Genomic DNA, 22,444 nt, shown 5'->3' with positions numbered 1-22,444 from the left:
CCGAATAGGAAATCAGGGCCGGATCCTTTCCTTTGCGTAGTCAACGCTATCGTAACCGGGCGTGTTGGTACGGATTGTCGTCCACTCCGCATCGGTCAGCGGGAGCCGCGGATAGACCTTCGCATAGTAGTCGGCAAGGTGCCCGCCAAAGGGGAAATCCGAGGCTGCGACAAAATGCTCAGGGCCGATACGTCGGATCAGGGCGGCGAGAGCCTCCAGATCTTCGGCTGCCGTGTCCTCGTCCCAGACCGCGGCGAGGTCGAATGTAACGTTGGCGAAGCGGTCCCGGTCGGCTTCGATGGCCTCGGCAAAGGCTCCGAGCGCAGAGAGCGTGGGCGCATCGATACCGCCCCACCCCGCCGCATGGGCGATCTGCACGGGCGTGTCGCCCGCATGGGGCAACACATCGCGCACGAACGTTTCCACATCGCGCGCGCCATAGTCCTCGGCGCGCGTGCGCATGTGGATCATCACGGCCAGCCCCGTCCGGTGAGCCATCTCGAAAACGCTCGTCAGCTTCGCCACATTCTGCGGATCGCGCAGGTTCGCGTCGGAATTGGTGATGTGGATCTTGATGCCGGTCACGCGTGAATCGCGCGCGAAGTGCGCCATTTCGGGAAGCGCGCTGGAAGAGACCGGGTTGATGCCGATGTAGATGCCAAAGCGCCCCGGATAGCGGGTCGCCAGGGCCGCCGACCACTCGTTCGCCGCGCGCAGGATCGCGGGCGCCTCGGGAAGCGGGGGCTGCATCATCGGGCTTTCGGCAAGGTAGCCGGTCGACATGATGAGACTGCGCGCAATCCCCGCCGCGTCCATCTCCGCGATGAGGTCCTCGGGCGAATAGGCCCGGGTAAAGACTTCGGGGCACGGTCCTATGCGCCCCTCGCTGCCGCAGTACTTGGGCAGGAAATCGAGGATCGCGGGCGAATGGACATGGGCATGGTGGTCCACCGTGACGGCAGCGTGCGGGGGAGCATCTGCCGTCACGGTGGAGGGGGTTCGGGTCTGTGCGCCCGCAGTCTCGGCGGCAGCTGTGCCTGCAGTCACGAAAAGCGAAGCAATCAGCAGCCCTGCGCGCGCGGAAGACCCGAGGATCATGGTCTTACTTGCCTTCTTCCAGAAGAGTCTGCTTCCAGAATTCGACCGAGGTCTGGAAGTAGTATTCCTCGTTCTCCTTCTTGTGGAAGCCGTGGCCTTCGTTGGTGGCGTTGAGGAACCAGGCGGGCTGGCCGCTCTTGTCCATGGCCTCGACGATCTGCTCACCCTCGGATGCGGGCACGCGCGGATCGTTGCCGCCCACCGCCACGAAGAGCGGGATCGAGATCTTGTCGAGGTGGTTCAGCGGCGAGATTTCCTCCAGCTTCTTGCGCTGGTCGGGGATCGTCTCGTTGCCGTACTCGGGACGGCGCAGGTCGCGGCGATAGTCCTGCGTGTTCTCGAGGAAGGTCACGAAGTTGGTGATGCCGACATAGCAGCTCGCGCTCTTCAGCTTGTCCGAATAGTGGACCGCCGAAGCGTAGCAGACATAGCCGCCGTAGCTCATGCCGTAGAGCGAGATGCGCGAGGCATCGATGGCCGCATCGTCTGCGAAGTGATCGAAGAAGGCACCGATATCCTTGACCGAGTCCTCACGCTTCCAGGGGCCGTTGTCGAGGTTGACGAAGCGCTTGCCGAAGCCGTCCGAGCCGCGCACGTTCGGGAAGAACAGCGCCATGCCCAGTTCGTTCACGTAATAGTTTTCCGAGCCCAGGAAGCCCGGGCGCGACTGGCCTTCGGGGCCGCCATGGACGTCGAACAGCAGCGGGCGCTTGCCGGGGAACTTGGCCGGATCGGGACGGTAGAGGAAGCCGGTGATCGGCTCGCCATCGAAGCTCTTGATAGTGACGAGCTCGGGCTCGACGTTCTGGCTGGCATCAAGTCCGCCGGTCTCGCTCTTGGTCCAGCGGGTGACGTCCAGAGTCTCGGGATTGATCGAGAAGGCATCGCCCGGCACCTTGGCCGAGGACAGCGAGAAGCCGATCTCACCCCAGGGCGCGATCTGGATGGCAGGACCAATCGCCCAGGGGATGACGCCCTGCGGAAGCTGGCTCACCTTGCGCACCTTGCCCGAGGGCAGGTCCATGACGTGCATGACGCTGACGCCCGCCTCATTGGTGGCGTAGGCGATGAAGTTGCCATCGGGTGCGATAGCGTAGTCGCTGACGTCCCAGTCCTCGGACGTCTTCGCGGTGAAGGCGCCGGTCTTCACATCGAGCGTGCCCAGTTGCAGGAAATCGCTGCCGCCCGCATCGCTCACCACCCAGACGGTGCCATCGGCGGCGACCTTGGGATCGACGAAGGAGGTCTTGGCCTTGGGATCGGTCAGCGCGGTCTTCTTGCCGGTCTTGAGGTCGACGGTGTAGACGATAGCCTCGTTGATCGAGAGGCGGTTCACCGCAATGCCCTTCGTGCCATCGGGTGTGAAGCCGACGAACTGCCAGCCGCCGCCCTTGACCTCGGCAACCAGGCGGCTGGTCGAAGGGTCGCGCGGGTCCACGATGTAGAGGTCCATGTCGGCGCCGTTGCGGCGCGAGGAGGTGTAGCCCAGCCACTTGCCATCCTGGCTCCAGCCACCGATCCAGTTGCGGCTCTTGCCATCGGTGACGAGTTCAAGCTGGCCGTCCTCAAGGCGGTAGAGCTGGTAGAATTCATCGCCGCCCGTGTCGCGCATGACAACCGTGAGGTTGTCGTCCGAGGGGGCGAGCGAGCCGGTGAGGACGGGCTCCTGGCCAAAGCTGACCTGTTCGCGGCTGGCACCGGCGGCGCGCACGGTGTGCAGCTGGTTGGTCGCGCCAAAGCGCGTCTTGATCAGCATCGAATGGTCGGCCGTGTTCCAGCCCAGGAAATCGGCGCGGCGCGCCTCGAGGTAGGGCTGGGTCGCCTTGACCACGGCATCGGGCACCGCAGGCACGTCCTTGGTGATGATCGCGGCCGGCTTGTCCGCCTCGGCGGCGAGCGGCGCAGCAAGACCTGCGCACGAGGCGAAGGCAATCGCCAGCGCGCGGCTGCTGACGGTGGAGGGAATGAGACGGCGCAGGAACCGGGTGGTCATGTTGGCTTCCTCGGGAAGTTTCGGGGGAGGATCGGGAGGGGGGATTTCGAACAGGTAGTAAGCTGTTTTACGGGGAAATTCACAAAGCGCGAACGCAGCAAAGCGGCCGCCCGGGCTCCGGCTCGCGCACAAGTGCGAGAGCCGGGCCGGACAGCCGCGATGCGACCCCGTGGGGGATTACAGCTTGACGCGTGCGCCGACCGAAACGAAGCGGCCGATCACGTCATAGTACGGGGAGTAGAGCGAGCCATACGGAGGCTTCTTGTTGAAGATGTTGCTCGCGTTGATGTACATTTCCATGTCCGGACCGCTGGCGTTCTTCACGTTGAAGCTCAGCTGACCGTCGAAGTACGTGTACGACCCGATGTGGTTGTTCGAGATGTTGAGCGAGCTGTTGTAGTCGCCCGGCGAAAGGTAACGTGCCCGGACGAGACCCGAGATACCTTCGCTTTCGTAACCCACGGTCGCGTTCACGCGCCACTTGGGAACGCCGTCACCGAAGGCGTAGCCCTGCGAGCGCACGTACTCGATGGTCGATTCGCCGTCGTCGATGGTCAGGCTGTTGACCCAGGTGCCCTTCACGTTGAAGTGCAGCTGGCCGTTGCCATCGAAACCGAGCTTGTAGATCGGCAGCTTGTAGTCGACCTGACCGTCGATGCCGTCGGTCTTGTAGTTCGCCAGGTTGACGTAGGTCGAGACCGTGCGCTGGATGCTGTTGTTCGCACCGAAGTCGATACGGTCACACAGCGCCTGGTTGCCGTTGAAGCAACGCGTCACGACATCCTGCGAGGCGATCGTGTCGATCACGTTGTCGATGTCGATGTGGTAGTAGTCGAGCGACAGGTTGAGGCCCGGAACTGCCGGCGGGGTGTAGGTCGCACCAACCGTCCAGGTGTTCGCCTTTTCGGGTGCCAGGTCCGGGTTGCCGCCACCGTTCGAGAGCACGTATTCGCTGAGCGGACGGCCCGTGTTGGGGTCCGTGCGGAACGGGTTCTGGATCGTGTTGTAGCCGGTCGTCTGCTGCGTGTAGAGCTCGGACAGGTTGGCCGAACGGATGTCACGCGAACGCGTCACGCGGCCCACGAAGCCCGGGAAGAACTCGTTGGTCGCACCGATCTTCCACGACCAGATTCCGCCCGTCGTGCTGTAGTGCGAGTAGCGCGCTGCCGCATTCAGGTTCAGCTGCTGGAGCAGCGGGGTGTTGTAGATCAGCGGAACCGCGACTTCGGCGAAGCCCTCGCTCACGGTGTAGCCACCCGACAGAGCCGAGAAGCTGAAGGTGGTGAAGGCGTTGGCCGCGTCGAGATCGCCCACCGTCTGGTTGATCGATTCGTGACGGATCTCGCCACCAACCGAGAACGAGACATCGCCTGCGGGAAGCGAGATCGGTTCACCGCGAAGGCTGACACCGCCCACGTCGAGCTTGGTCTTGGAGCGCATCGAAGGCGTCCCCGTGACGTAGTCGATCGCAGCGTCCGAGGGCGCGCCGTAGCCAAACAGGTTGACCGGCACGCAGCCCGGAGCGCCCGAGGCGCACACGATGTTGCCGTTGCCGTCCTGGACCGCATCAACCGCGTTCGCGAAGTTCTCGGTCAGCAGGAAGCCGGGGGTGTCGATGTTGTTCTGGTACTCGCCGTGGCTGTAGTATGCACTCCAGCGGAAACCGTTCGAGAAGGTGCCGTCGAAAGCGAGCGTCGCCTGCGTGGTCTTGCGCTCGAAATCGATCGACGAGTAGGACAGGTCGCGGTTCGCGCGGCCCATGTAGAAGCCGTCCTCGCCTGCGGCGACCAGCTGGTCGCGGATGCCCTGCGACAGGAACGCGTTGTCGACCGAGATGAACTGGCCGCGCTCTTCGCCCGGGTTCGGGTTCGCGCCCAGGACGTCGCCCTGGATGTTGTCGCCGAACCAGATGTAGTCGTTGTACATGCGCGAGTGGCGCACCTGCGCGGTGACCTGGATCGAGGGGGTGATCTCGTAGGTCAGCGAAGCCAGGGCCGAATAACGGCGCTGCGGAGTGACAAGCGGGCTCCAGTCGTCGTTCGAGGGGCCTTCGCCGCCCGCCGAGAAGTTGCCGCCCTGGGCATAGCCGTAATCGTAGGGACGCAGCGAACCGTCGGCGTTGAACGCCTGGCCTGCCAGGACGCCCGAAGTGATGAGACCGCCGTAGGCCATGTTGGCGTAGCCCACGTCAGGGGTGACGGCGCCGTTGAAGTTCGCCCAGCGGCCGATGCGCGGACGATCGACCTTGGGGATCACGCCGTCGCTGTCGTAGTATTCGCCGCCGATCACGAAGTGGCCGCGACCACCGTCAAACGAGGTGCCGAACTTGCCTTCGAAACGGTACTCGAAGTCATCGCCGTAGCTCGTCGAGAGACCCGCCGACCCGCCGAGGACGAGGCCCTCGAACTCGTTGTCGATCTGGATGTTGACGACACCGGCAACCGCGCCCGAACCCCAGGCTGCCGACGCACCGCCGGTCACGACGTCGAGGCCCTTGATCATGATCGAGGGAACGGTGTTGAGGTCGTTCTCGCTCGAGAAGCGGCGGCCGTCCATGAGGACGAGCGTGCGGTTGTTGCCAAGGCCGCGCAGATCGACCGGAGCCTGGCCCGCGCTGGTGTTGGTGCCGGTGGTCTGCGGCGAGGTGGTCGCGCGGAACTGCGGCAGGTCGTTGAGAGCGGCGGCCACATTGGGGCGGCCACCGACGCTCAGCGCACCCTGGTCGAGGTGCACGGTCGGGGTCGGGGCATCGAAGCCCTCGGCGTCGATGCGCGAGCTGGAGACGATGATGACGTTGCCCTGCTCGTCACCGGACTGCGCGTCCTGGGCGAAGGCGGGCACGGCCATCGAAACGGCAGCAGCGAAGAAACTGGCGGAGCCGGCGAGCCGGCCGCGAACTGAACTCATCTTGAGATCCCTCATGGTGGACCGCGCCCCTGGTGGCCGCGATCGCGGTACTGGAACCTCTCCCGGCGAGATGACGCCCCCACTCCAGACACAGATGCGCGACCACCCCGATCAGTTGACCGAGGCAAACAATGCATCCGTTTCGAAGGACTGCGACCCTGAAATTTTTTAATCTCTTGTTGCCACGGGCCTGTAACAATTGGTGCGAGGGACACCCAATCAGAAGACTTTGCCCGTCCATAAGCAACAGTTATGGAAAACCATAACCCCAGCGCAGCCCAACCGGCGCGTGCAACATTCCATCACGAAAGAGCGCTCCGCCATCGCGATCACGGGCAAGCCAGAGCGGACCGTCAAGGTCCACGAAGCGACTTTGCGCCGCGATGTGCCAGCCGGCCGCGACCGAGAGCGAGGAACACAGCATGCAACCCGTCATCACGCCCATCCCCACCCCGCGCGCCGCCTCGGCGAGGGCCAGCGCCTCGCTCAGCCCTCCCGACTTGTCGAGCTTGATGGTGACGTAGTCATAGCGACCGGCCAGGTGCGCCACATCGCCCGCGACGTGCGCGGATTCGTCGGCAGCCAAGGGGATGGCACATGCAAAGCCCTCCAGCGCTGCGTCGCCGCCTGCGGGCAGCGGCTGCTCCAGCAGCGCAATGCCCGCCTCGGCCAGTCCATCCATGACACGGCCAAGCAAAGCCATATCCCAGCTCTCGTTGGCATCGGCGATCAGCACCGCGCCCGGCGCGGCGGCGCGCACGGCCTTGACGCGCTCCACCACGTCCTCGCGGTCGAGCTTGATCTTGAGCAGCAGCGCGGGACCTGCCTCGCCACAGTCCGCAACAACGTCCCGTGCCCGCTGCGCCATCGCGGCGGGCGTGTCGATCCCCACGGTGACCGCGGTCACCAGCGCGTCCGGCACAGGCCCTGTCCGCGCCGCTACCGAAACCCCGCTGAGCTTGGCCTCCAGATCCCAGAGCGCGCAGTCGAGCGCGTTGCGCGCGGCTCCAGGCACCATGCTCGCGCGCAGTTCCTCACGCCCCATGCCATTCTCGATGGCTTCGCGCATGGGCGCGATCTGCGCGAGGACGCTCCTTGCACTTTCCCCGTAGCGGGCCGAAGGTGCACCCTCCCCGCGACCGATACGGCCCTCTTCCTCGATCTCGACCGTAACGAGATCGATGGCAACGCGGGTGCCGCGGGCAATGGCGAAGGGCCTTGCCAGCGGGAACCGGGCTTCCTCGGCGCGAAGGGCGCGCCGTGCACTCATGGCAGCTGGGCGATCCGCTCCACGATCGGCTCCATGCCGGTGATCACCGGGTCGACACAGGGCAGGCCCAGCTCATCCTCGATCCGCGCGCACAGGTTCGCCACATCGTCGGGCGCCATCTGCGAGCCGTTGATCGAGACGCCGACCGCCGCGACATCGGGGCTGGTCAGCCGGGCACAGCGCAGGTTTTCCTCCAGGCAAGCCTTGAGGTCGGGCACAGGAAAGTGCGGGAGCCCGCGCATGTGCGGGCGCGAGGGATCATGGCACAGCACCAGCGCACGCGGCTGCGCACCGTGCAGGAGACCCAGCGACACGCCGGCAAAGGACGGGTTGAAGAGCGAGCCCTGCCCTTCGATCACGTCCCAGACCTCGTCCTCGCGCGCGGGAGAAAGAGCCTCGGCGGCGCCGGAGATGAAGTCGGCGATGACACTGTCGATGACGACGCCCTCGCCTGCGATCATCACGCCGGTCTGGCCGGTCGCGCGAAATCGGGCGGACATGCCCTTCGCGTTCAGGGCCTGGGTGAGATGGAGCGAGGTGAACATCTTGCCCACCGCGCAGTCGGTACCGACGGTCAGGAGGCGATTGCCCGCGCGCGGCGTTCCGTTGCCCACGGCAAGGCCCTTCGCCGCGATGCGAATGTCGATCAGGCGGCCGCCGGTCGCCGCGGCCCGTTCGCGGATACGCGGATCGTCGGCGAGGTGCTGGTGGAGGCCAGAGGCCACATCGAGACCTGCATCAAGAGCGGCCAGGATCGGCGCAATCATGGTCTCCTCAAGCCGCCCGCCGCTGGTCGCAATGCCCAGGACCAGTGTGCGGGCCCCGGCCGCGACGGCCTGCGTCGGATCCATCTGCGGAAGGCCGAGCGAGAGGCCGCCCCCCAGGCTCAGTTCCCCCACGCATTCGCCGGGACGAAACAGCGCCAGTCCGCGCGAGGTCTTGATGTCGAGCGGATTGGTCTTGTCGCCAAGGTACAAGAGAAACGGGCCTGCAATTGCCTGCATGCCATCATCCTTTCGGCGCGCGGTCTGTTCTCGGGTCATCACGCCGGAATATCACAAACCGTGCCATTCCTGTCATTAGGAGACGTGCACCGCCTATAGCAGAAGCTTATAACAACCTAGCCGGTCGGGGTGGGCGAGCCGATCAGCCTCCGGCCCCAAGGCGCGCACGTACGTGATCGAGGAAATCGAGCGCAAGGCGCGAAGGTGGGCGCCCCTCCAAGTGCGCAGCCTGGATCATGTAGGGCTGGCGCGGCTCCAGTGGACGGATCGTCAGGCCGGGACGCAGTGCGCCCAGGGCCGTATGTTGGTCGACGATAGTCGCCCCCATTCCTGCCCGAACCATCGCGGCCGCCATGGCATAGGAGCGCGAGGACGCAACCGGCTCCAGCTCGATACCGCGCGCGGCCAATTCGTTTGCAACGAGGCGCGCCTGCGGCCCGCTGTCCGAAGTGGAGACATAGGAAAGTCCCTCCAGGGCCTCCAGCGGAAGGGGATCGGGCGCGTCGGGAAAATCCTCCTCGCGAAACAGCGCAACCATCTCGGCCTCGCCGAGCGGGACGCTCGCCACCGGGGTTCCGCGGGGAAGCGAATAGCAGATGACGAGATCGGTCTCGCGCTTGTAGAGCTTGGCCGCCATCTCATCGTGGTGCGAGGTGCTCAGATCAATGACGACGCCCGGATGCTCGCGCACGTACTCGGCGACGGCACGCGGCAGGAAGTCGACGCCGAGCGCGGGAAGCGTGGCAATTCGCAATACCTGGCCCCGCCCGCGCCGAAGGTTCTGGGCGATCTCGCGGAAATGATGGACCTGGGCCTGAATCTCGTCGGCCTGGGCGATCAGCTCATGCGCGTCCGCCGTGGGCACCAGCCGCCCGCGCACGCGGTCGAACAGGGGGAACCCCAGGAGATCCTCGGCGTGGCGCAGGAGATTGGTCGCCGCGGGCTGCGAGACGTTGAGCTGGCGCGCCGCCTTGCTGACCGAACCGGTCGTGTAGACGGCGTGAAAGACCTCGATGTGCCTGAGCTTCATGAACCGCGCCGCTAAGCCGTTTCGCGCCCGAGAGCAACCAGCCATCGCGCACGCGCCGTTGTCCGGGATGGCAGACCGGAGAGCCGGATCGCTCGCTCTCCGGTCCGCGCAAGTGCATCAGGGCTTGTGCACCTTCATCGTGTCGAGGACGTCGCCATTGGCGGTATAGGCAGTGTAGACAAGGTCTGCGCCGTCCACATCGATCACCTGATAAGCCTGCGTACGCGCGGCCGACTTGCGCGCCCAGTCGAGTTCGGCGACGTCGTACATCTTGGGGCCGGCGACGGAGACCACGTAGGTAGCCCCCTGCCCGTCCGGCACCGGGCCGGAGGCAGCGATGGCCCCGCGCGCATAGCCATGGTCATGGCCCTGCAGAACCAGGTCGACCCCGTATTTGTCGATGAGCGGCTTCAGCGCCGAACGCACCTTGGGATTGTCCCGGTCGGGATCGCTGGAGAACAGCGGGAAGTGAAGGAAGATCACGGTCCAGTGGTTCGGGTTCTTCGCCAGCAGGTCGTCCAGCCAGGCGATGGTCTGCGCCCGCGCCGCTTCGTTGCGATCAAGCTGCGGGGAATCGATCGAGATCAGCCGCAGCCCCTGGTAGTCGGTGTACCAATGTGTCTCGCGTGCCTCGGGAACGCCCTTGGGGCCATTCTCGGGGAGCGTGAACTGGTGGCGCCACTGACCCGTGACCGAAGACCCTGCACGGGCCGCCCCGTCCTTGCCATATTCGTGGTTGCCCGGCGTCGGCATCTGCGGGGTCTGGGCGTAGAGGAAGCCCCCGGCCGCAAACCACTCGCCCCACTCCCGGTCGGAATTGTGGTGGTTGATGAGATCGCCCGCATGGATCGTGAAGGCGACATCGCCCGCCGTGCGGAAGCCCATGCGCAGCGTACGCGAGGCCTGCGAAAGCACCTGGTTCTGCATGTCGCCCATGTACAGGAAGCGGAACGGCTTGGCCTCCTGCGCCGCCGTGCGGAACTGGAACCACTCCGACCAGAGCGTGCCATCCCCCACGCGGTAGGCATAAACGGTATCGGCCTTCAGGTCCTTCATCACGGCGGAATGGTAGGCGGCCCGGAAAGCCGGGTCCTCCTCGGTCGCGACGGTCGCCTCTTCGGTGATCGCCGTCAGGGACATCGGGGTCTTCACGAAGTCCGGCCCGGGCGTTGCCACCGCATATTCGACGCGACCGGGAAGGCCCGGCGCCGTGCGCCAGGTCACCGCCATCTCGTGCGCGGTGTCGGCGGTGAGGTTGAGAATGATCCGCTCGGGCGCCGCGGTTGCCGGAGCAAGCACGGCCACCTGCTCCTGCGCCGCCACGGGGGCGACACAGGAACCGGCAAGGAGAGCGGCCAGGAAGGTCTTGGCAAGCATCGTCATGGCAGGTCTCTTTTGCATCAGAAGATCATGTTGAAGCCGAGCGAGATCGAGCGCCCGTTCTTGATGTAGGCGCGGCTTGCCCCGTCGCCCGAGGAAACGGTCTGCCAGTAGGTGTGCGAATCGAAGAGGTTCTGCACCTGGAGCTGGACCGAGGACTTCTCGAGGAAGGTCTTGCGGAAGGTCAGGTCGACGAAGCTGTACGCCTGCTCGTAAGGGTCGTTGCCGAAGTCGTTGATCCCGGCCATGAACTTAGACTGGTAGTTCCATGCACCATAGACCTCCCAGCCGTCGCGCTCCCAGAAAAGCTGGAGGTTGGCGATGGTCTCGGGCGTCTCCATCAGCGGCAGGGTGTAGCCATCGGGATGCCAGGACAGGCCCGTTTCGGCCTTCGAGCGCTGCAATGTCAGGTTGCCACTCACGCCCAGCGAACCGAGCACGCCCGGCAGCCAGTGCAGGAGCTGCTGCGCGCTGATCTCCATGCCGTAGACGTCCGCCCACTTGCCGTTGTTGGGCATCGTCACCGCCACGCCTTCGGGATTGACGTTCACCCCGGCGGTGCCGTTGCGGATGTTCGAGGAGGACGAGCGGAACAGGAAGTTGTCGATCTGCTTGTAGAACAGGGCGACCGAGTAGGCCCCGGTGCGGCCTGCATAGTGTTCGAGCGACATGTCGAAGTTGGTCGAGCGCAGCGGCTTGAGGTCCGGGTTGCCCATCTCGATCCCGGTCAGGATCCAGTCCGAGGTCGGGTTGAGGACGCCATCGCCATCGGGATCGCGGTCGTAGGCGTATTCGCGCGCCGAGCTCATGCGGGCGATGTCGGGACGGGCAAAGCTGGTCCAGATTGCGCCGCGCAGCTTGGTCTTGTCGTCAAAGTCGTAGTTGACGTGGATCGAGGGCAGCCAGTTGGTGAAGCTGGTGCGGTCGCGCGTGTAGCGCTCGCCCAGAACCGGGTCCATGTTCCAGGCATCGATGGTGTTGCGCGTGTTTTCCATGCGCACGCCCGCGATGATCTTCGCCTTGCCGATCTGCGCGGTGCCCATGAGGTAGGCGGACAGGACGCGCTCCTCGAACTCGAAGCTGTCCTCGTCCGAGATCTCGGCCTGCGAGGGATCGACCGCGAAGCCATCGAAGTAGCTGCTCTCGCCCGCTTGTGCACGCTGCAGCTCAGACAGCATCGCCTCGTTGTCGAGAACGGTGCCCAGGCGATAGTCGCCGGAATAGGCGCCGCTGAACAGGCTGGTGATTTCCTTGCCGTAGAGCCCGGCAAAATCGGCCAGCGTGCCGTCGGAATTGAGATCGAGGAACGAGCCTTCATAGGTGCGGCGGCGCGAGTTGTAGAATTTGCCGCCCGTCTTGATCGACTTCAGGAACGGCCCATCCACGTCCCAACGCGCGTTGAACTGCGCCTGCCAGAGCTTCTCGCTCGAACCGCCCACTTCGCCCTCAAGACCGTTGAAGTCGTATTCATTGGGATCCTGCACTCCGGCAAGCCCTGCCGGGTTCAGCAGCCACTTGGGAAAGCGCGAGTCCTCGGCCGCCGAGAAGAGCACGCCGCGGTTGCCCAGCCAGCCGTACTTGTCGCTGCGGAACTCCAGCTCGTAGCCATCGTCGAGGTTGTCCTCGGACTGCGAATAGGAGACGTCATAATCGAGCGTCAGCGCCCCGAAGCGCGAGACACCGCCAAAGTTGGCCGAAGCCAGGTTGCCCGTCTCGGCCGAACCCTCCCAGAAGCGGCGCAGGCGGAAGCCCGCAGGGTCCCAGGCACCCGAGTTGCCGACCAGGCTGTAGGTCGAGCGCGCCGAACGGTCCGCATCGGTGATGATGCCGTCGCCATCGCGGTCGATGATTTCGCCGGGCGTATAGCCGTAGATGCGGCCCAGTTCCTCGTCGAAGCCGGTGATGGCGTCCTCAGGCTGGGCAAGATCGGCGCGCGAACGGTCGACCTGAGAAAGCCGGGTGGAATTGCGCGAGGTGTCGTTGCGGAAGTTCAGGCGGTTGAGGAATTCCTTCTTGCGGTACTTGTTGTACTGCCCGCGAAGGTGGAAGTCGTGGTTGTCCGAGCGGAAGTCGACGCTCGAATTGACGCCCCAGCGCTCCACTTCGGTCTCGCCAAAGCCCAGGTTCATGCCGCGAAGGACAAAGCGATTGGGGTCCCAGCCCAGCGTTTCGCTGTCCGCGTACCACGTGTCGGGCTGGTTATCGCCATCGACGCCGTTCTGCTCGAACTGCGACTTGCGGCGGCTCCAGCTGCCCGAGACGAAGACACCGAAGTTATCGGAGAACTGGCGCGAGGCGGCGGTGGAGACCTGCGCGGACTTCCTGTGGTCGAACTTGTCCAGCATCCCCCCCTCGGCGGAGAAGCGGAAGTAGGTCGGGTCCTGGTCGAAGGCGGTCGGGGTGGAGATATCGACCGAACCACCCAGCGCGTCGCCATCGCGGTCGGGCGTCAGCGTCTTGTAGACGGTGATTTCCTTGATGCCGTCGGGCGGCAGAACCGAGAGACGCACGCCGCGGTAGAAGACATCATCGCGCGAGCCCGCGCCGCCCAGGCGCACACCGTTGATCGAGTAGTTGTTGAGCTCGGTGGAGAGGCCGCGCACGGTAATACGATCGCCCTCACCCGTGGTCGCGCTGCGCACCGCATTGACGCCGGGCATGCGCGCGAGCGCTTCGGACACGTTGTTGGCGGGCAGCTTGCCCATGTCGTCGGCGCTCACCGTGTCCGAGACGACATCCGTGTTGCGCTTCTTGTCGAGCGATTCCTGCACCGCCTCGAAGTAGCCGGTGACCACGATCTCATCGTCAGCCGGGGCAGGAGCCAGGGCCACGCTGCTGGCCGCAGCCGATGTGCGCGCTGGCGCGGCCGCCACGGCCACCTTGGCGGCGGCCTTCGGGGCGGCCAGACGCACGATGATGGTGCGCCCCTGGCGGCGGGTCTCGACGCCCGCACCAGCCACCAGACGGGTCAGGGCGGCCTCGGACGAAAGCGAGCCTGAAACGGCCGAACTGCGTCGCCCGCGCACGACATCGGCCGAGGCTGCAACCTGCAGACCCGTCACGCGCGAATACTGGCGCAGCGCACTCCCCAGGTCCTGCGCAGGGATAGCAAAGGCAAAGCTCTGTACGCCTGCCGCATGGGCCGGTGCGAGTGTGGCGGTGAACGAAACGCAGGCAAGCGAAAGGGCCAGCGCCGAAACACCGGCGCGGCTGGATCCTGAGCGAAACATGAAATCCCCTGTATGGTAACCAAGTACGCGGGGAAGACGTTCTGGAAATTAAAAACCCGACAAAATAATTTTATGGCACTTTTATTAAATTACTATGCCAATTTAAAGACATAAATGTTCCCGCAGCTACGGACGGCCAATCCGGTAACGGCCCTCTTCGCGCGACCAGGACAGGTCGTGGATGGCCGCCAGCGTCTCGACGATTTCCTGGGGACTATCCATTTCGAAGCGCCCCGTGACGCGCAGCTCTCCCAGCTGCGGATCGTCAAGTACGACGGGAATGCGCGAAGTCCGGTTGAGCCGCTCGACGAGCCGGTCCAGCCGCGTGTCCTGCGCATCAAACCAGCCATCCAGCCAGCCCGGACGATCTCCGCCGATACCCTCAAGGCTGCGCACATGGGCGCCATCAAGAATGAGCCCGGTACCTGCGGGCAGGCGCCACGTGCCGCTCGCGCCGGCGACTTCCACCAGCCCGCGATAGACCCGCACCTCGCGGCGCCCGCCTGCGAGCACATCGATGTCGAAGGCCGTCCCCAGGACTTCGACGCGTGCGCCCTCGGCCTCGACCGCGAAACCGCGCAGCGCTTCGTGCGCCACGTCGAAGAAGGCCTCGCCCTTCTCCAGGTCCGCTTCGCGCGACCAGGGGGTCAGCCGAACCGAGAGACGCGAACCGCCACTCAGCTGAATGTGGGAACCGTCCGAAAGCGCGATCTCGCGCGTTGTCCCCCAGGGCGCTTCGTAGGTATGGGTCGGTGCGAACAGTCCCTGCGCGAGCGGCACGGCAGCCGCGAGTGACGCAAGCCCCGCCACCAGTCCGAACCAGCGGCGATATGCGCGCGCGCGCGGCCCGCCCTCGGCGTCTTCGTGCTCCCCACCATTGTCATTGCCTGCGCGGGTTGCACACGCAGCGAGCGCCAAGCCTTCGGACTGCCACAGCGAAGCCATTCGGGCGTAGCTCTCCACGTGACGCGGGTCTTCGGCGATCCAGGCATCGAAGCGCGCCGCAACGGCGCTGTCCTGAACGGGGCCGCGCATACGTTCGAGCCAGAGCGCCGCCGCGCTTTCGATCTCGGCGCGTTCGCTCGCCATCATTCGTGCCATCCCGCCGGATCGATCCCGGCCTTTTCCATCGCGCGGCGCAGGTCCACCAGGCCGCGGGTTATGTGCTTTTCGACCGCCTTGCCGCTGAGCGCGAGGTCCTCGCCAATGGCCCGGCAGCTCTCGTTGCGCAAGCGGCGGCGCACCAGCACTTCGCGGCGCAGCGCCGGCATGCGGTTGAGACAGCGCTGGAAGACTTCGATCGCGCGCCGGGAATCGAGCACCCTGTCCAGCGAGGGCGCCGTGGTCTGCCACTGGCCTTCCTCGCCTTCGCCCCCCTCCCCCGCATCGGCGTAGCGGCTCTCGGCGCGGTGCTGATCGACGAGGAGATTGTCGGCAATGCGAAACCCCAGCGCGAAGACGCTCCCGATTTCCTTTGTCCGACTGATCGCGATCAGACGCAGCACGGTTTCCTGCGCAATGTCCTCGGCCAAATCCGCGCGTGCCCCACGGGCGCGCAGATAGCCGATGAGCCGGGATTGGACCATGGTCCAGTCGGTCCCGGGACTATCGCCGTCACGGGCAATCTGGAGGGCATCGGGTCGAGGCACGTCGCGGTTTTTTCCGTGCAGAGATACGGTAGCCGTGCGCCCTAGCCGCGCTCCATGACGGTTTGGCGACGCTTGCGCTACACCTCGACCGCGCTGGCGACGCGGTCCTGCCCCCCGAAGACGCGCAGATAACGCGCAACTTCCTCTGGATCGCCGGTCGACTTGGCCGGATTGTCGGACAGCTTGACCGCCGGTCGCCCGTTGGCCTGCGTCACCTTGCAGACCAGCGAGATCGGCTCGAGCCCGGCCTGCCCTTCCGGGTCGCAATCGCGAAAGTCGTTGGTGAGGTTGGTGCCCCAGCCAAAGCTCATCCGCACCCGGCCGTGGAAGTGATGGTAGGTTTCCTCGATGGTGTCGATGTCCATGCCATCGGAAAAGATGATGAGCTTGGTGCGCGGATCGACGCCGCGTTCCTCCCACCAGCGGATGATCTGCTCGCCCCCCTCGATGGGCGGCGCGCTGTCCGGGCGAAAGCCTGTCCAGCGCGCCAGCCAGTCGGGCGCGTTGCGCAGGAACGCGGTCGAGCCGAAGGCGTCGGGCAGCGCGATCAGGAGATTGCCGTTGTAGTGCTGCTGCCAGTCTTCCAGCACCTGGTAGGGGGCGTGGGCGAGCGCGGCGTCACTCGTCGCCAGCGCACCGGCCACCATCGGCAACTCGTGCGCGTTGGTGCCGATCGCCTCGAGGTCGGCATCCATCGCAAGAAGCACGTTGGAAGTGCCGATGAAGCGGTCCCCCAGCCCCTCCTTCAGGGCCTCGACGCACCAGCGTTGCCACAAAAAGCCGTGCCGCCGCCGCGTGCCGAAGTCGGAGATGGCAAGGTCAGGCAATTGCCGCAGGCGCTCCACCTTGTCCCACAGCCGCGCCTTGGCGCGCGCGTAGACGACATCGAGCGCGAACTTGCCCCGCCCGGCAAGCGCCGCGCGCGAACGCAGTTCGTTGACGATGGCGAGCGCGGGGATCTCCCACATGGTGGTGTGCGTCCAGGGGCCTTCGAAGCGCAGTTCATACTGCCCGTCGACCTTGCGCAGATCATACTCGGGAAGCTGGAAGTCCGCGAGCCAGGCCAGGAAGTCCGGCTTGAACATCTGCTGCTTGCCGTAGAAGCTGTTGCCCGCGAGCCAGATCAGCTCCTTCTTGGCAAAGCGCACCGAGCGCGCATAGTCGAGCTGGGCGCGCAGTTCGTCCTCATCGATGATCTCGGCCAGCCGCACCGATTTCGTGCGGTTGATCAGCGAAAACGTCGCATCGACATCGCCGTGGATATGATGGATCATCTGCAGCATCAGCAACTTGTAGAAGTCGGTGTCGAGCAGGCTGCGCACGATGGGGTCGAGCCGGAAGCCGTGGTCGTAGCTGCGCCGTGCAATGTCGGTTACGGTCATGCCAGGCTCCTTAGCCGATTGCGGGAGGGAAGAAACACAATGCCGGCCCCGCGTGCGCGCAGGCATTGCAACATCAGGTGCGGCCAGCGCGCGCCCATCGCTCAGCTCAGCCCCCGGAAACGATAGAGCTCGGCGGGACGATGGGACGTACCGGTTTCGCGCGTGCCGGTCGGCGCAATCCAACCCTTGTCGATCATGCGCCGCCGGAATGCGGGCTTGTTGAGCGTGGTTCCCCGGATCGCCTCGTGCACGTCCTGAAGCTGGCGCAGGGTGAAGAACGAAGGCAGGAGATCGAAGCCGACGGCGGTATAATCGAGCTTGCCGCGCAGACGCTCCAGCGCAAGGGCCAGGATCTGCTCGTGATCGAACGCAAGAAGGAGCCGCGCTCCGGTAGGGTCCAGCACGGCGATGTCGTCCGAACCATCACCATCCGGCACGGCCAGCGTGGCGCAGAGCAGTTCAGGATTGGCCTCCAGTGCGGCTTCAAGAGCCGCGGGAGCCAGAAGCGCCAGCCAGGCCACAGTCACGATGCGCCGTCGCGGATCGCGCGCGACCTCGCCAAAAGTATAGAGCTGCTCGCACTGCACATCGAGGAGCCCGGCCTTGTTGCAAAGCACACGCCGGGCTGCGTCCTCGAGCGCCTCCTGCGCGCCCACAAAACCGCCCGGAAGAGCAGCGTGCCCTGCAAAGGGCGCTGCATCGCGCCGTAGCAGCAAGGCGCATGGGGCGCCCTTGCGCACGCCCATGAGCACGATATCCACGCAGACGGACAGGCGCGCGTAGGCGTCTGGATCCTCTCCCGCCAAAATGTCGTCATCCGCCAAAGCGCACCTTATATGCAAGTTGCGCTTTACTTATTTTCGAGACAAATATAAGTCAAGGCACAACACTCCAAGGAGACATGTCCGATGCCGTTCGTGATTGTCGTGGATACGCAGCGAGATTTCATGGCGCCCGATGGTGCGCTCAGCGTGGCGGGTGCGGACGAACTCGTCGCGCCGATGCAGGCCTGGCTCGAGGCGCTCGATCCTGAGACGACCGAGGGCGTTCTCTTCACCTTCGACACTCACGACCCGGCGATCTATCCTGGATCGCCCGAGGCCGAGGCTTTTCCCCTTCACTGCGTGCGCGAAAGCGCAGGCTGGGCAAACATGCTCGATCCCGACCGGATTCCTGCGCAAATCCCGGCCTGGAAACTGGAAAAAGGCGTCTTCGACATGTGGAACGAAGCTGGTCTCACGCTCACCAGCGCGCGCAGCGACGCCAGGCCCACACAGCCCATCGCACGCGATGCGTTCTTTGCAGACCTGGCCAGGCGCGGGGTTCGCGATGTGAACGTCATCGGCGTTGCGGCCGACTACTGCGTGCTATGGGCTGTCCAGGGGCTGCTCGAACGTGGTTTTACCGTCCATGTACCGCAAGCGCTGACCAAGGGCATAGACCGCCAGATCGACGAAGTGCTCGTCAGCGATCTTGCCGGAAAGCCCGTCCATCTTGAGAAGGCCTGAGACGCCCCGCCCCCGCTAGCGGCAGCAGAGCGGAACAAGGAACGGCACCCGCAGCGCCAGCGGGCGCAGCGCCGCCGCACCAAGCGCCAGCAGCAACATGCCCACGACCGAGGCCAGCACCGCCGAGGACGGCGAAGGCGGCAGCACCCACAAGGCCACCGGCTGCATCACGCTCATAGCCAGCATCATCGCCAGGAAGAAAAGGCCGGTGCGAAGCGCAAAGGCACTCCAGCGCCCGAGCCGTTCGCGCGGGCTGAACGCGGGACGCGAACCTTGCGCCGCGCGGCCCGGCCACTGGCAGGCAATCGCAACCAGGATCATCAGCGCGCTGGTGGCAGGCAGGATCCGCAGATGGACCGAGACGCTCGCCAGCAGGTTGAAGCCATCGCCCGAGCAGATCGACTGCATTGTATAGTAAGCTAGGCGTCCATCCGCCTTAGCGCCCAGGATCGTCCCGCCCGCGCACAGCATCATGTCGCGCAGCAGGCGCACAGCGGCACTGTCGCTGCCGACACCGCGAAGGTCGTGGGCGATGGAAACCTGTCCGGTCAGCGCGTTGCTCCTGGATGTCATGGCTCGCTCCTAGACGAGCGTCTGCACGGTAACTTTGACGCGGCGCAAACGCCAGCAAAAGCGTGCAAGGCCAGCGCAATATCCGGGCAATCGCCAGCATCGCAGGTGACCGGAGCAAATTCCCCCGCCCCTTGCCGCACTTTCGAAGCCGCTCCTCGGCAAGGCCCTGCGCAAAAATGCCGAGGTGCGCGGAACCTTTTACAACCACTTGCGTTTCCTCGCTCGATCTATTCCGTTTCCAGCAGGCGATCCGGCCCTCGCCCCTGCTTACCAGAAAGACACCATGGCTTTTGCGCGCGCCCTCGATTCCCGTCCTCTTCTCTACACGCTGCTGGCTGCCCTTCTGCTCCTCACCGCGATCGTCGACAGCACGTTTCCGCTCGGCATGGCGTTCTGGGTCATCTACCTCATTCCGACCACCCTGGCCTTCCTGTCGCCGCACCGGATCGTCCCGGCCGTGGTTGCGGTGCTGGCCTGCGTCCTGATCGTCGTCGGCTTCGTGCTGGCCCCCGAGAACAGCTCGGACGACTTTGCGCTGGTCAACCGCACGCTTGCCTGCATCACCAACCTGCTGATCGGCGGAATGGGCGTCGCCTTCATCGCGATGCGCAACGCCACCCGCTTCGAACAGCATTTGCGCCAGGCTGAGACCGACCTCGCCCGCGCGCTGCAGGGCAACCTCTCGCTGGAGGATCTGGGCACGCGGGTTCTCAACTTCCTGGGCAACACCTTCGGGGCCACAGCGGGCCTGCTCTACGTCAACGACGACGGCATCTACCGCCGTACGGCCAGCTATGCGGTACCCGAGAATGCGGCGGTCCCCGCCGTCATCGAACGCGGCGACGGCCTGCTAGGCGAGACGATCAACCACGGGAAAGCGCGCGCCATCACCCGTATCCCCGAGGGCTACATCGCGTTCGGTTCGGCGCTGGGCCAGGCCCGCCCGGATCGCCTCGTGATCGGTGCCTCGACCATCGATGGACGGGTCAACGGCCTTATCGAAGTCGCCTTCCTCGACGAACCCGGCACCCTGGCCCATGAAGTGCCCGACTTCCTCGAACGTATTTCCGGCATCTTGGGTGTGGCGCTGCGCGCCGCCAAGTACCGCGCCCGGCTAGAGCACCTGCTTTCCGAGACCCAGCAGCAGGCCGAGGAAATGCAGAACCAGAGCGAGGAGCTGCGCGCCACCAACGACGAACTGGAAGCGCAGACCAAGCTGCTCCAGTCCTCGCAGGAGCAGCTTGAAGCGCAGCAGGCGGACCTGGAACGCTCCAACGCCCAGCTTGAGGAACAGACTGCCTCGCTGGAAGCCCAGCGCGACGAACTGACCCGCGCCCAGACCCGCATGCGCGCCCAGGCCGAGGAACTGGAGCAGGCCAGCCGCTACAAGTCCGAATTCCTCGCCAACATGAGCCATGAGCTGCGCACGCCGCTCAATTCGCTGCTCATCATGGCGCGCCTCCTTGCCGACAATCGCGGCGGCAATCTCAACGAGGAACAGGTCCGCTACGCGCAGACGATCGAGACTTCGGGCAACGACCTGCTCACCCTCATCAACGACGTTCTCGACATCTCCAAGATCGAGGCCGGACGCATCGACCTCGAAGCGCGCGAACTGCCCGTCGAGGTTCTCCTCGCCAAGCTGCGCGACAGCTTCGCGAGCGCCGCGGCCGACAAGCGCCTTGCCCTGCGCATCACCCAGAGCGATGACGCCCCGCGCAATTTCGAGACCGATCCCCTGCGCTTCGAGCAGATCATCAAGAACTTCCTCTCGAACGCGATCAAGTTCACCGAGAAGGGCGAAGTCGCGCTCGAAGTCACCAAGGCGCCGGGTGATGCCCTGGCCTTCACCGTGCGCGACACCGGGCCCGGCATCCCCGAGGACCAGCGTGAGGCGATCTTCGAAGCGTTCCGCCAGGCGGATGGCGGGATTGCCCGCAAGTACGGCGGAACCGGCCTTGGCCTTTCGATCTCGCGCGAACTCGCCAGCCTGCTCGGCGGCGCGATCACGCTGGAAAGCACGCAGGGCGAAGGCAGCGCCTTCACTCTCACCGTGCCCCGGACTTTCCAGCCCAGCGAGACCGGCCCAGCGTCCAGGCCCGCTTCGAGCACGTCCGAAGAGCGCAGCGCGCGCAGTGGATCAATCGGGAGCGCACCCCACCTTCCTGCCGCGTCCACCACGCCATTCGTCCCCGACGACCGGGAGAACCTCACCGGCGATTCGCGCACGATCCTCATCGTCGAGGACGATCCCGCATTTGCCCGCATCCTCCTCGACATCGCGCACGAGACCGGCTTCCAGTGCCTGGTCGCAGGAACCGCCGACGAAGGCGCGCTGCTGGCGCGCCAGTACCTGCCCCAGGCGGTCATCCTCGACATGCATCTGCCCGACCACACCGGCCTCTCGGTGCTCGACCGTATCAAGCGCGATACCCGTACGCGCCATATCCCGGTGCATATCGTCTCAGCAGACCACGATGACCACGACGCCCTCGCGAGCGGGGCCGTCGGCTACCTCTTCAAGCCGGTCGCGCGCGAAACGCTGGTGACCATGCTCGAAGGTCTCGAAGCGCGCATGGCCCAGCGCCTGCGCCGCGTTCTGGTGGTGGAAGACGATTCCACCCAGGCCGACGCCATCCACCAGTTGCTTGCCAGCCGCGATGTCGAGACGGTCACTGTCCAGAGCGCGGCGGGATGCCTGGAGCGCCTCGCCAGCGACACCTTCGACTGCATGGTGCTTGACCTCAACCTGCCCGACATGACCGGCCTCGACCTGCTCGACCGCCTCTCCCACGACGAGAGCGTCTCGTTCCCGCCCGTCATTGTCTACACCGGCCGCGATCTCTCCTCCGAGGAGGAGATGCGCCTGCGCCGCTATTCCAAGTCGATCATCATCAAGGGGGCCAAGAGCCCGGAACGCCTGCTCGACGAGGTCACGCTCTTCCTCCACCAGGTCGTCTCCGACCTTCCGGATGAAAAGCAGCAGCTGCTTGCCCGCTCGCTGGGCCGCGATGCCGCACTGGAGGGCCGCCAGATCCTCGTCGTGGAGGATGACATCCGCAACGTCTACGCGCTGACCTCGGTGCTTGAACCGCATGGTGTCAACGTACGCATCGCGCGCAATGGCCTGGAAGCGCTCTCCGAGCTGGCCCGCGCGGCGGACAGCGACGGTGCGCCGGTCGACCTCGTCCTCATGGACATCATGATGCCCGAAATGGACGGCCTCACCTGCATGCGCGAAATCCGCAAGCAGGGCGAATGGACCAACCTGCCGATCATTGCTCTCACCGCCAAGGCGATGGAACGCGACCACCGCGAGTGCCTGGAAGCGGGCGCCAACGATTACCTGCCCAAACCGCTCGACATCGACAAGCTGCTCAGCCTCGTGCGCGTGTGGATGCCGCGCAGGTAATCGGGGCG

The 22,444-nt window shown here is 65.2% G+C and carries 15 protein-coding genes; 2 read left to right on the top strand and 13 right to left on the bottom strand.

Features of this window, described 5'->3' with window-relative positions; translation table 11 throughout:
* Window positions 1-12: 12 nt before the first annotated feature.
* From HT578_RS20385 to HT578_RS20330, 12 genes are all read right to left on the bottom strand, one after another.
* The gene (locus tag HT578_RS20385; RefSeq protein WP_239026388.1) at window positions 13-1,098 is read right to left on the bottom strand and encodes an amidohydrolase family protein; all 1,086 of its coding nucleotides are present in this window, start codon (window positions 1,096-1,098) and stop codon (window positions 13-15) included.
* Between the two features lie 4 nt (window positions 1,099-1,102).
* The gene (locus HT578_RS20380) at window positions 1,103-3,091 is read right to left on the bottom strand and encodes a S9 family peptidase (protein ID WP_213501241.1); all 1,989 of its coding nucleotides are present in this window, start codon (window positions 3,089-3,091) and stop codon (window positions 1,103-1,105) included.
* Between the two features lie 177 nt (window positions 3,092-3,268).
* On the bottom strand, window positions 3,269-5,998 hold the full coding sequence (locus tag HT578_RS20375; RefSeq protein ID WP_213501240.1) for a TonB-dependent receptor domain-containing protein: 2,730 nt from the start codon (window positions 5,996-5,998) through the stop codon (window positions 3,269-3,271).
* A 250-nt stretch (window positions 5,999-6,248) separates the two neighbouring features.
* The gene (locus HT578_RS20370; RefSeq protein ID WP_213501239.1) at window positions 6,249-7,268 is read right to left on the bottom strand and encodes an enolase C-terminal domain-like protein; all 1,020 of its coding nucleotides are present in this window, start codon (window positions 7,266-7,268) and stop codon (window positions 6,249-6,251) included.
* Window positions 7,265-8,272 (bottom strand): N-acetyltransferase DgcN family protein, encoded by a 1,008-nt coding sequence (locus HT578_RS20365; protein ID WP_213501238.1) that lies wholly within the window; start codon window positions 8,270-8,272, stop codon window positions 7,265-7,267. Before HT578_RS20365 ends, HT578_RS20370 begins: the two co-directional genes overlap by 4 nt.
* 142 nt (window positions 8,273-8,414) lie before the next feature.
* Window positions 8,415-9,302 carry a LysR family transcriptional regulator gene (locus HT578_RS20360; protein ID WP_213501237.1) on the bottom strand — a complete coding sequence of 296 codons (888 nt, stop codon included), beginning with the start codon at window positions 9,300-9,302 and terminating at the stop codon, window positions 8,415-8,417.
* Between the two features lie 117 nt (window positions 9,303-9,419).
* A complete protein-coding gene (locus tag HT578_RS20355) occupies window positions 9,420-10,685 on the bottom strand; it encodes a purple acid phosphatase family protein (RefSeq protein ID WP_213501236.1) in 1,266 nt (421 codons plus the stop codon).
* A 17-nt stretch (window positions 10,686-10,702) separates the two neighbouring features.
* A complete protein-coding gene (locus HT578_RS20350) occupies window positions 10,703-13,912 on the bottom strand; it encodes a TonB-dependent receptor (protein WP_213501235.1) in 3,210 nt (1,069 codons plus the stop codon).
* Between the two features lie 126 nt (window positions 13,913-14,038).
* Window positions 14,039-15,013 carry a FecR family protein gene (locus HT578_RS20345; protein WP_213501234.1) on the bottom strand — a complete coding sequence of 325 codons (975 nt, stop codon included), beginning with the start codon at window positions 15,011-15,013 and terminating at the stop codon, window positions 14,039-14,041.
* Complete coding sequence (locus HT578_RS20340; RefSeq protein WP_213501233.1) at window positions 15,001-15,561, bottom strand: RNA polymerase sigma factor; 561 nt, start codon at window positions 15,559-15,561, stop codon at window positions 15,001-15,003. The genes HT578_RS20345 and HT578_RS20340 overlap by 13 nt, the downstream gene beginning before the upstream one ends.
* 77 nt (window positions 15,562-15,638) lie before the next feature.
* Window positions 15,639-16,943, bottom strand: a complete 1,305-nt coding sequence (gene pncB / locus HT578_RS20335) for a nicotinate phosphoribosyltransferase (RefSeq protein ID WP_039394634.1) — start codon at window positions 16,941-16,943, stop codon at window positions 15,639-15,641.
* Window positions 16,944-17,044: 101 nt separating this feature from the next.
* Window positions 17,045-17,749 (bottom strand): NUDIX hydrolase, encoded by a 705-nt coding sequence (locus HT578_RS20330; protein ID WP_239026387.1) that lies wholly within the window; start codon window positions 17,747-17,749, stop codon window positions 17,045-17,047.
* 102 nt (window positions 17,750-17,851) lie between these two features.
* Here HT578_RS20330 and HT578_RS20325 point away from each other — a divergent pair, with 102 nt between their 5' ends.
* On the top strand, window positions 17,852-18,451 hold the full coding sequence (locus HT578_RS20325) for a cysteine hydrolase family protein (RefSeq protein ID WP_213501232.1): 600 nt from the start codon (window positions 17,852-17,854) through the stop codon (window positions 18,449-18,451).
* Between the two features lie 15 nt (window positions 18,452-18,466).
* Here HT578_RS20325 and HT578_RS20320 read toward each other — a convergent pair whose 3' ends face one another.
* Window positions 18,467-19,024 (bottom strand): hypothetical protein, encoded by a 558-nt coding sequence (locus HT578_RS20320; RefSeq protein WP_213501231.1) that lies wholly within the window; start codon window positions 19,022-19,024, stop codon window positions 18,467-18,469.
* Window positions 19,025-19,307: 283 nt separating this feature from the next.
* On the opposite strand from HT578_RS20320, the gene HT578_RS20315 reads away from it, so the two are divergent.
* A complete protein-coding gene (locus HT578_RS20315) occupies window positions 19,308-22,436 on the top strand; it encodes a response regulator (protein ID WP_213501230.1) in 3,129 nt (1,042 codons plus the stop codon).
* Window positions 22,437-22,444: the final 8 nt, after the last annotated feature.

The sequence above is a fragment of the Novosphingobium decolorationis genome (assembly GCF_018417475.1).
In the GTDB taxonomy this organism is placed as follows: Bacteria; Pseudomonadota; Alphaproteobacteria; order Sphingomonadales; family Sphingomonadaceae; genus Novosphingobium; species Novosphingobium decolorationis.
This window is presented reverse-complemented; position numbering and strand designations above follow the sequence as displayed.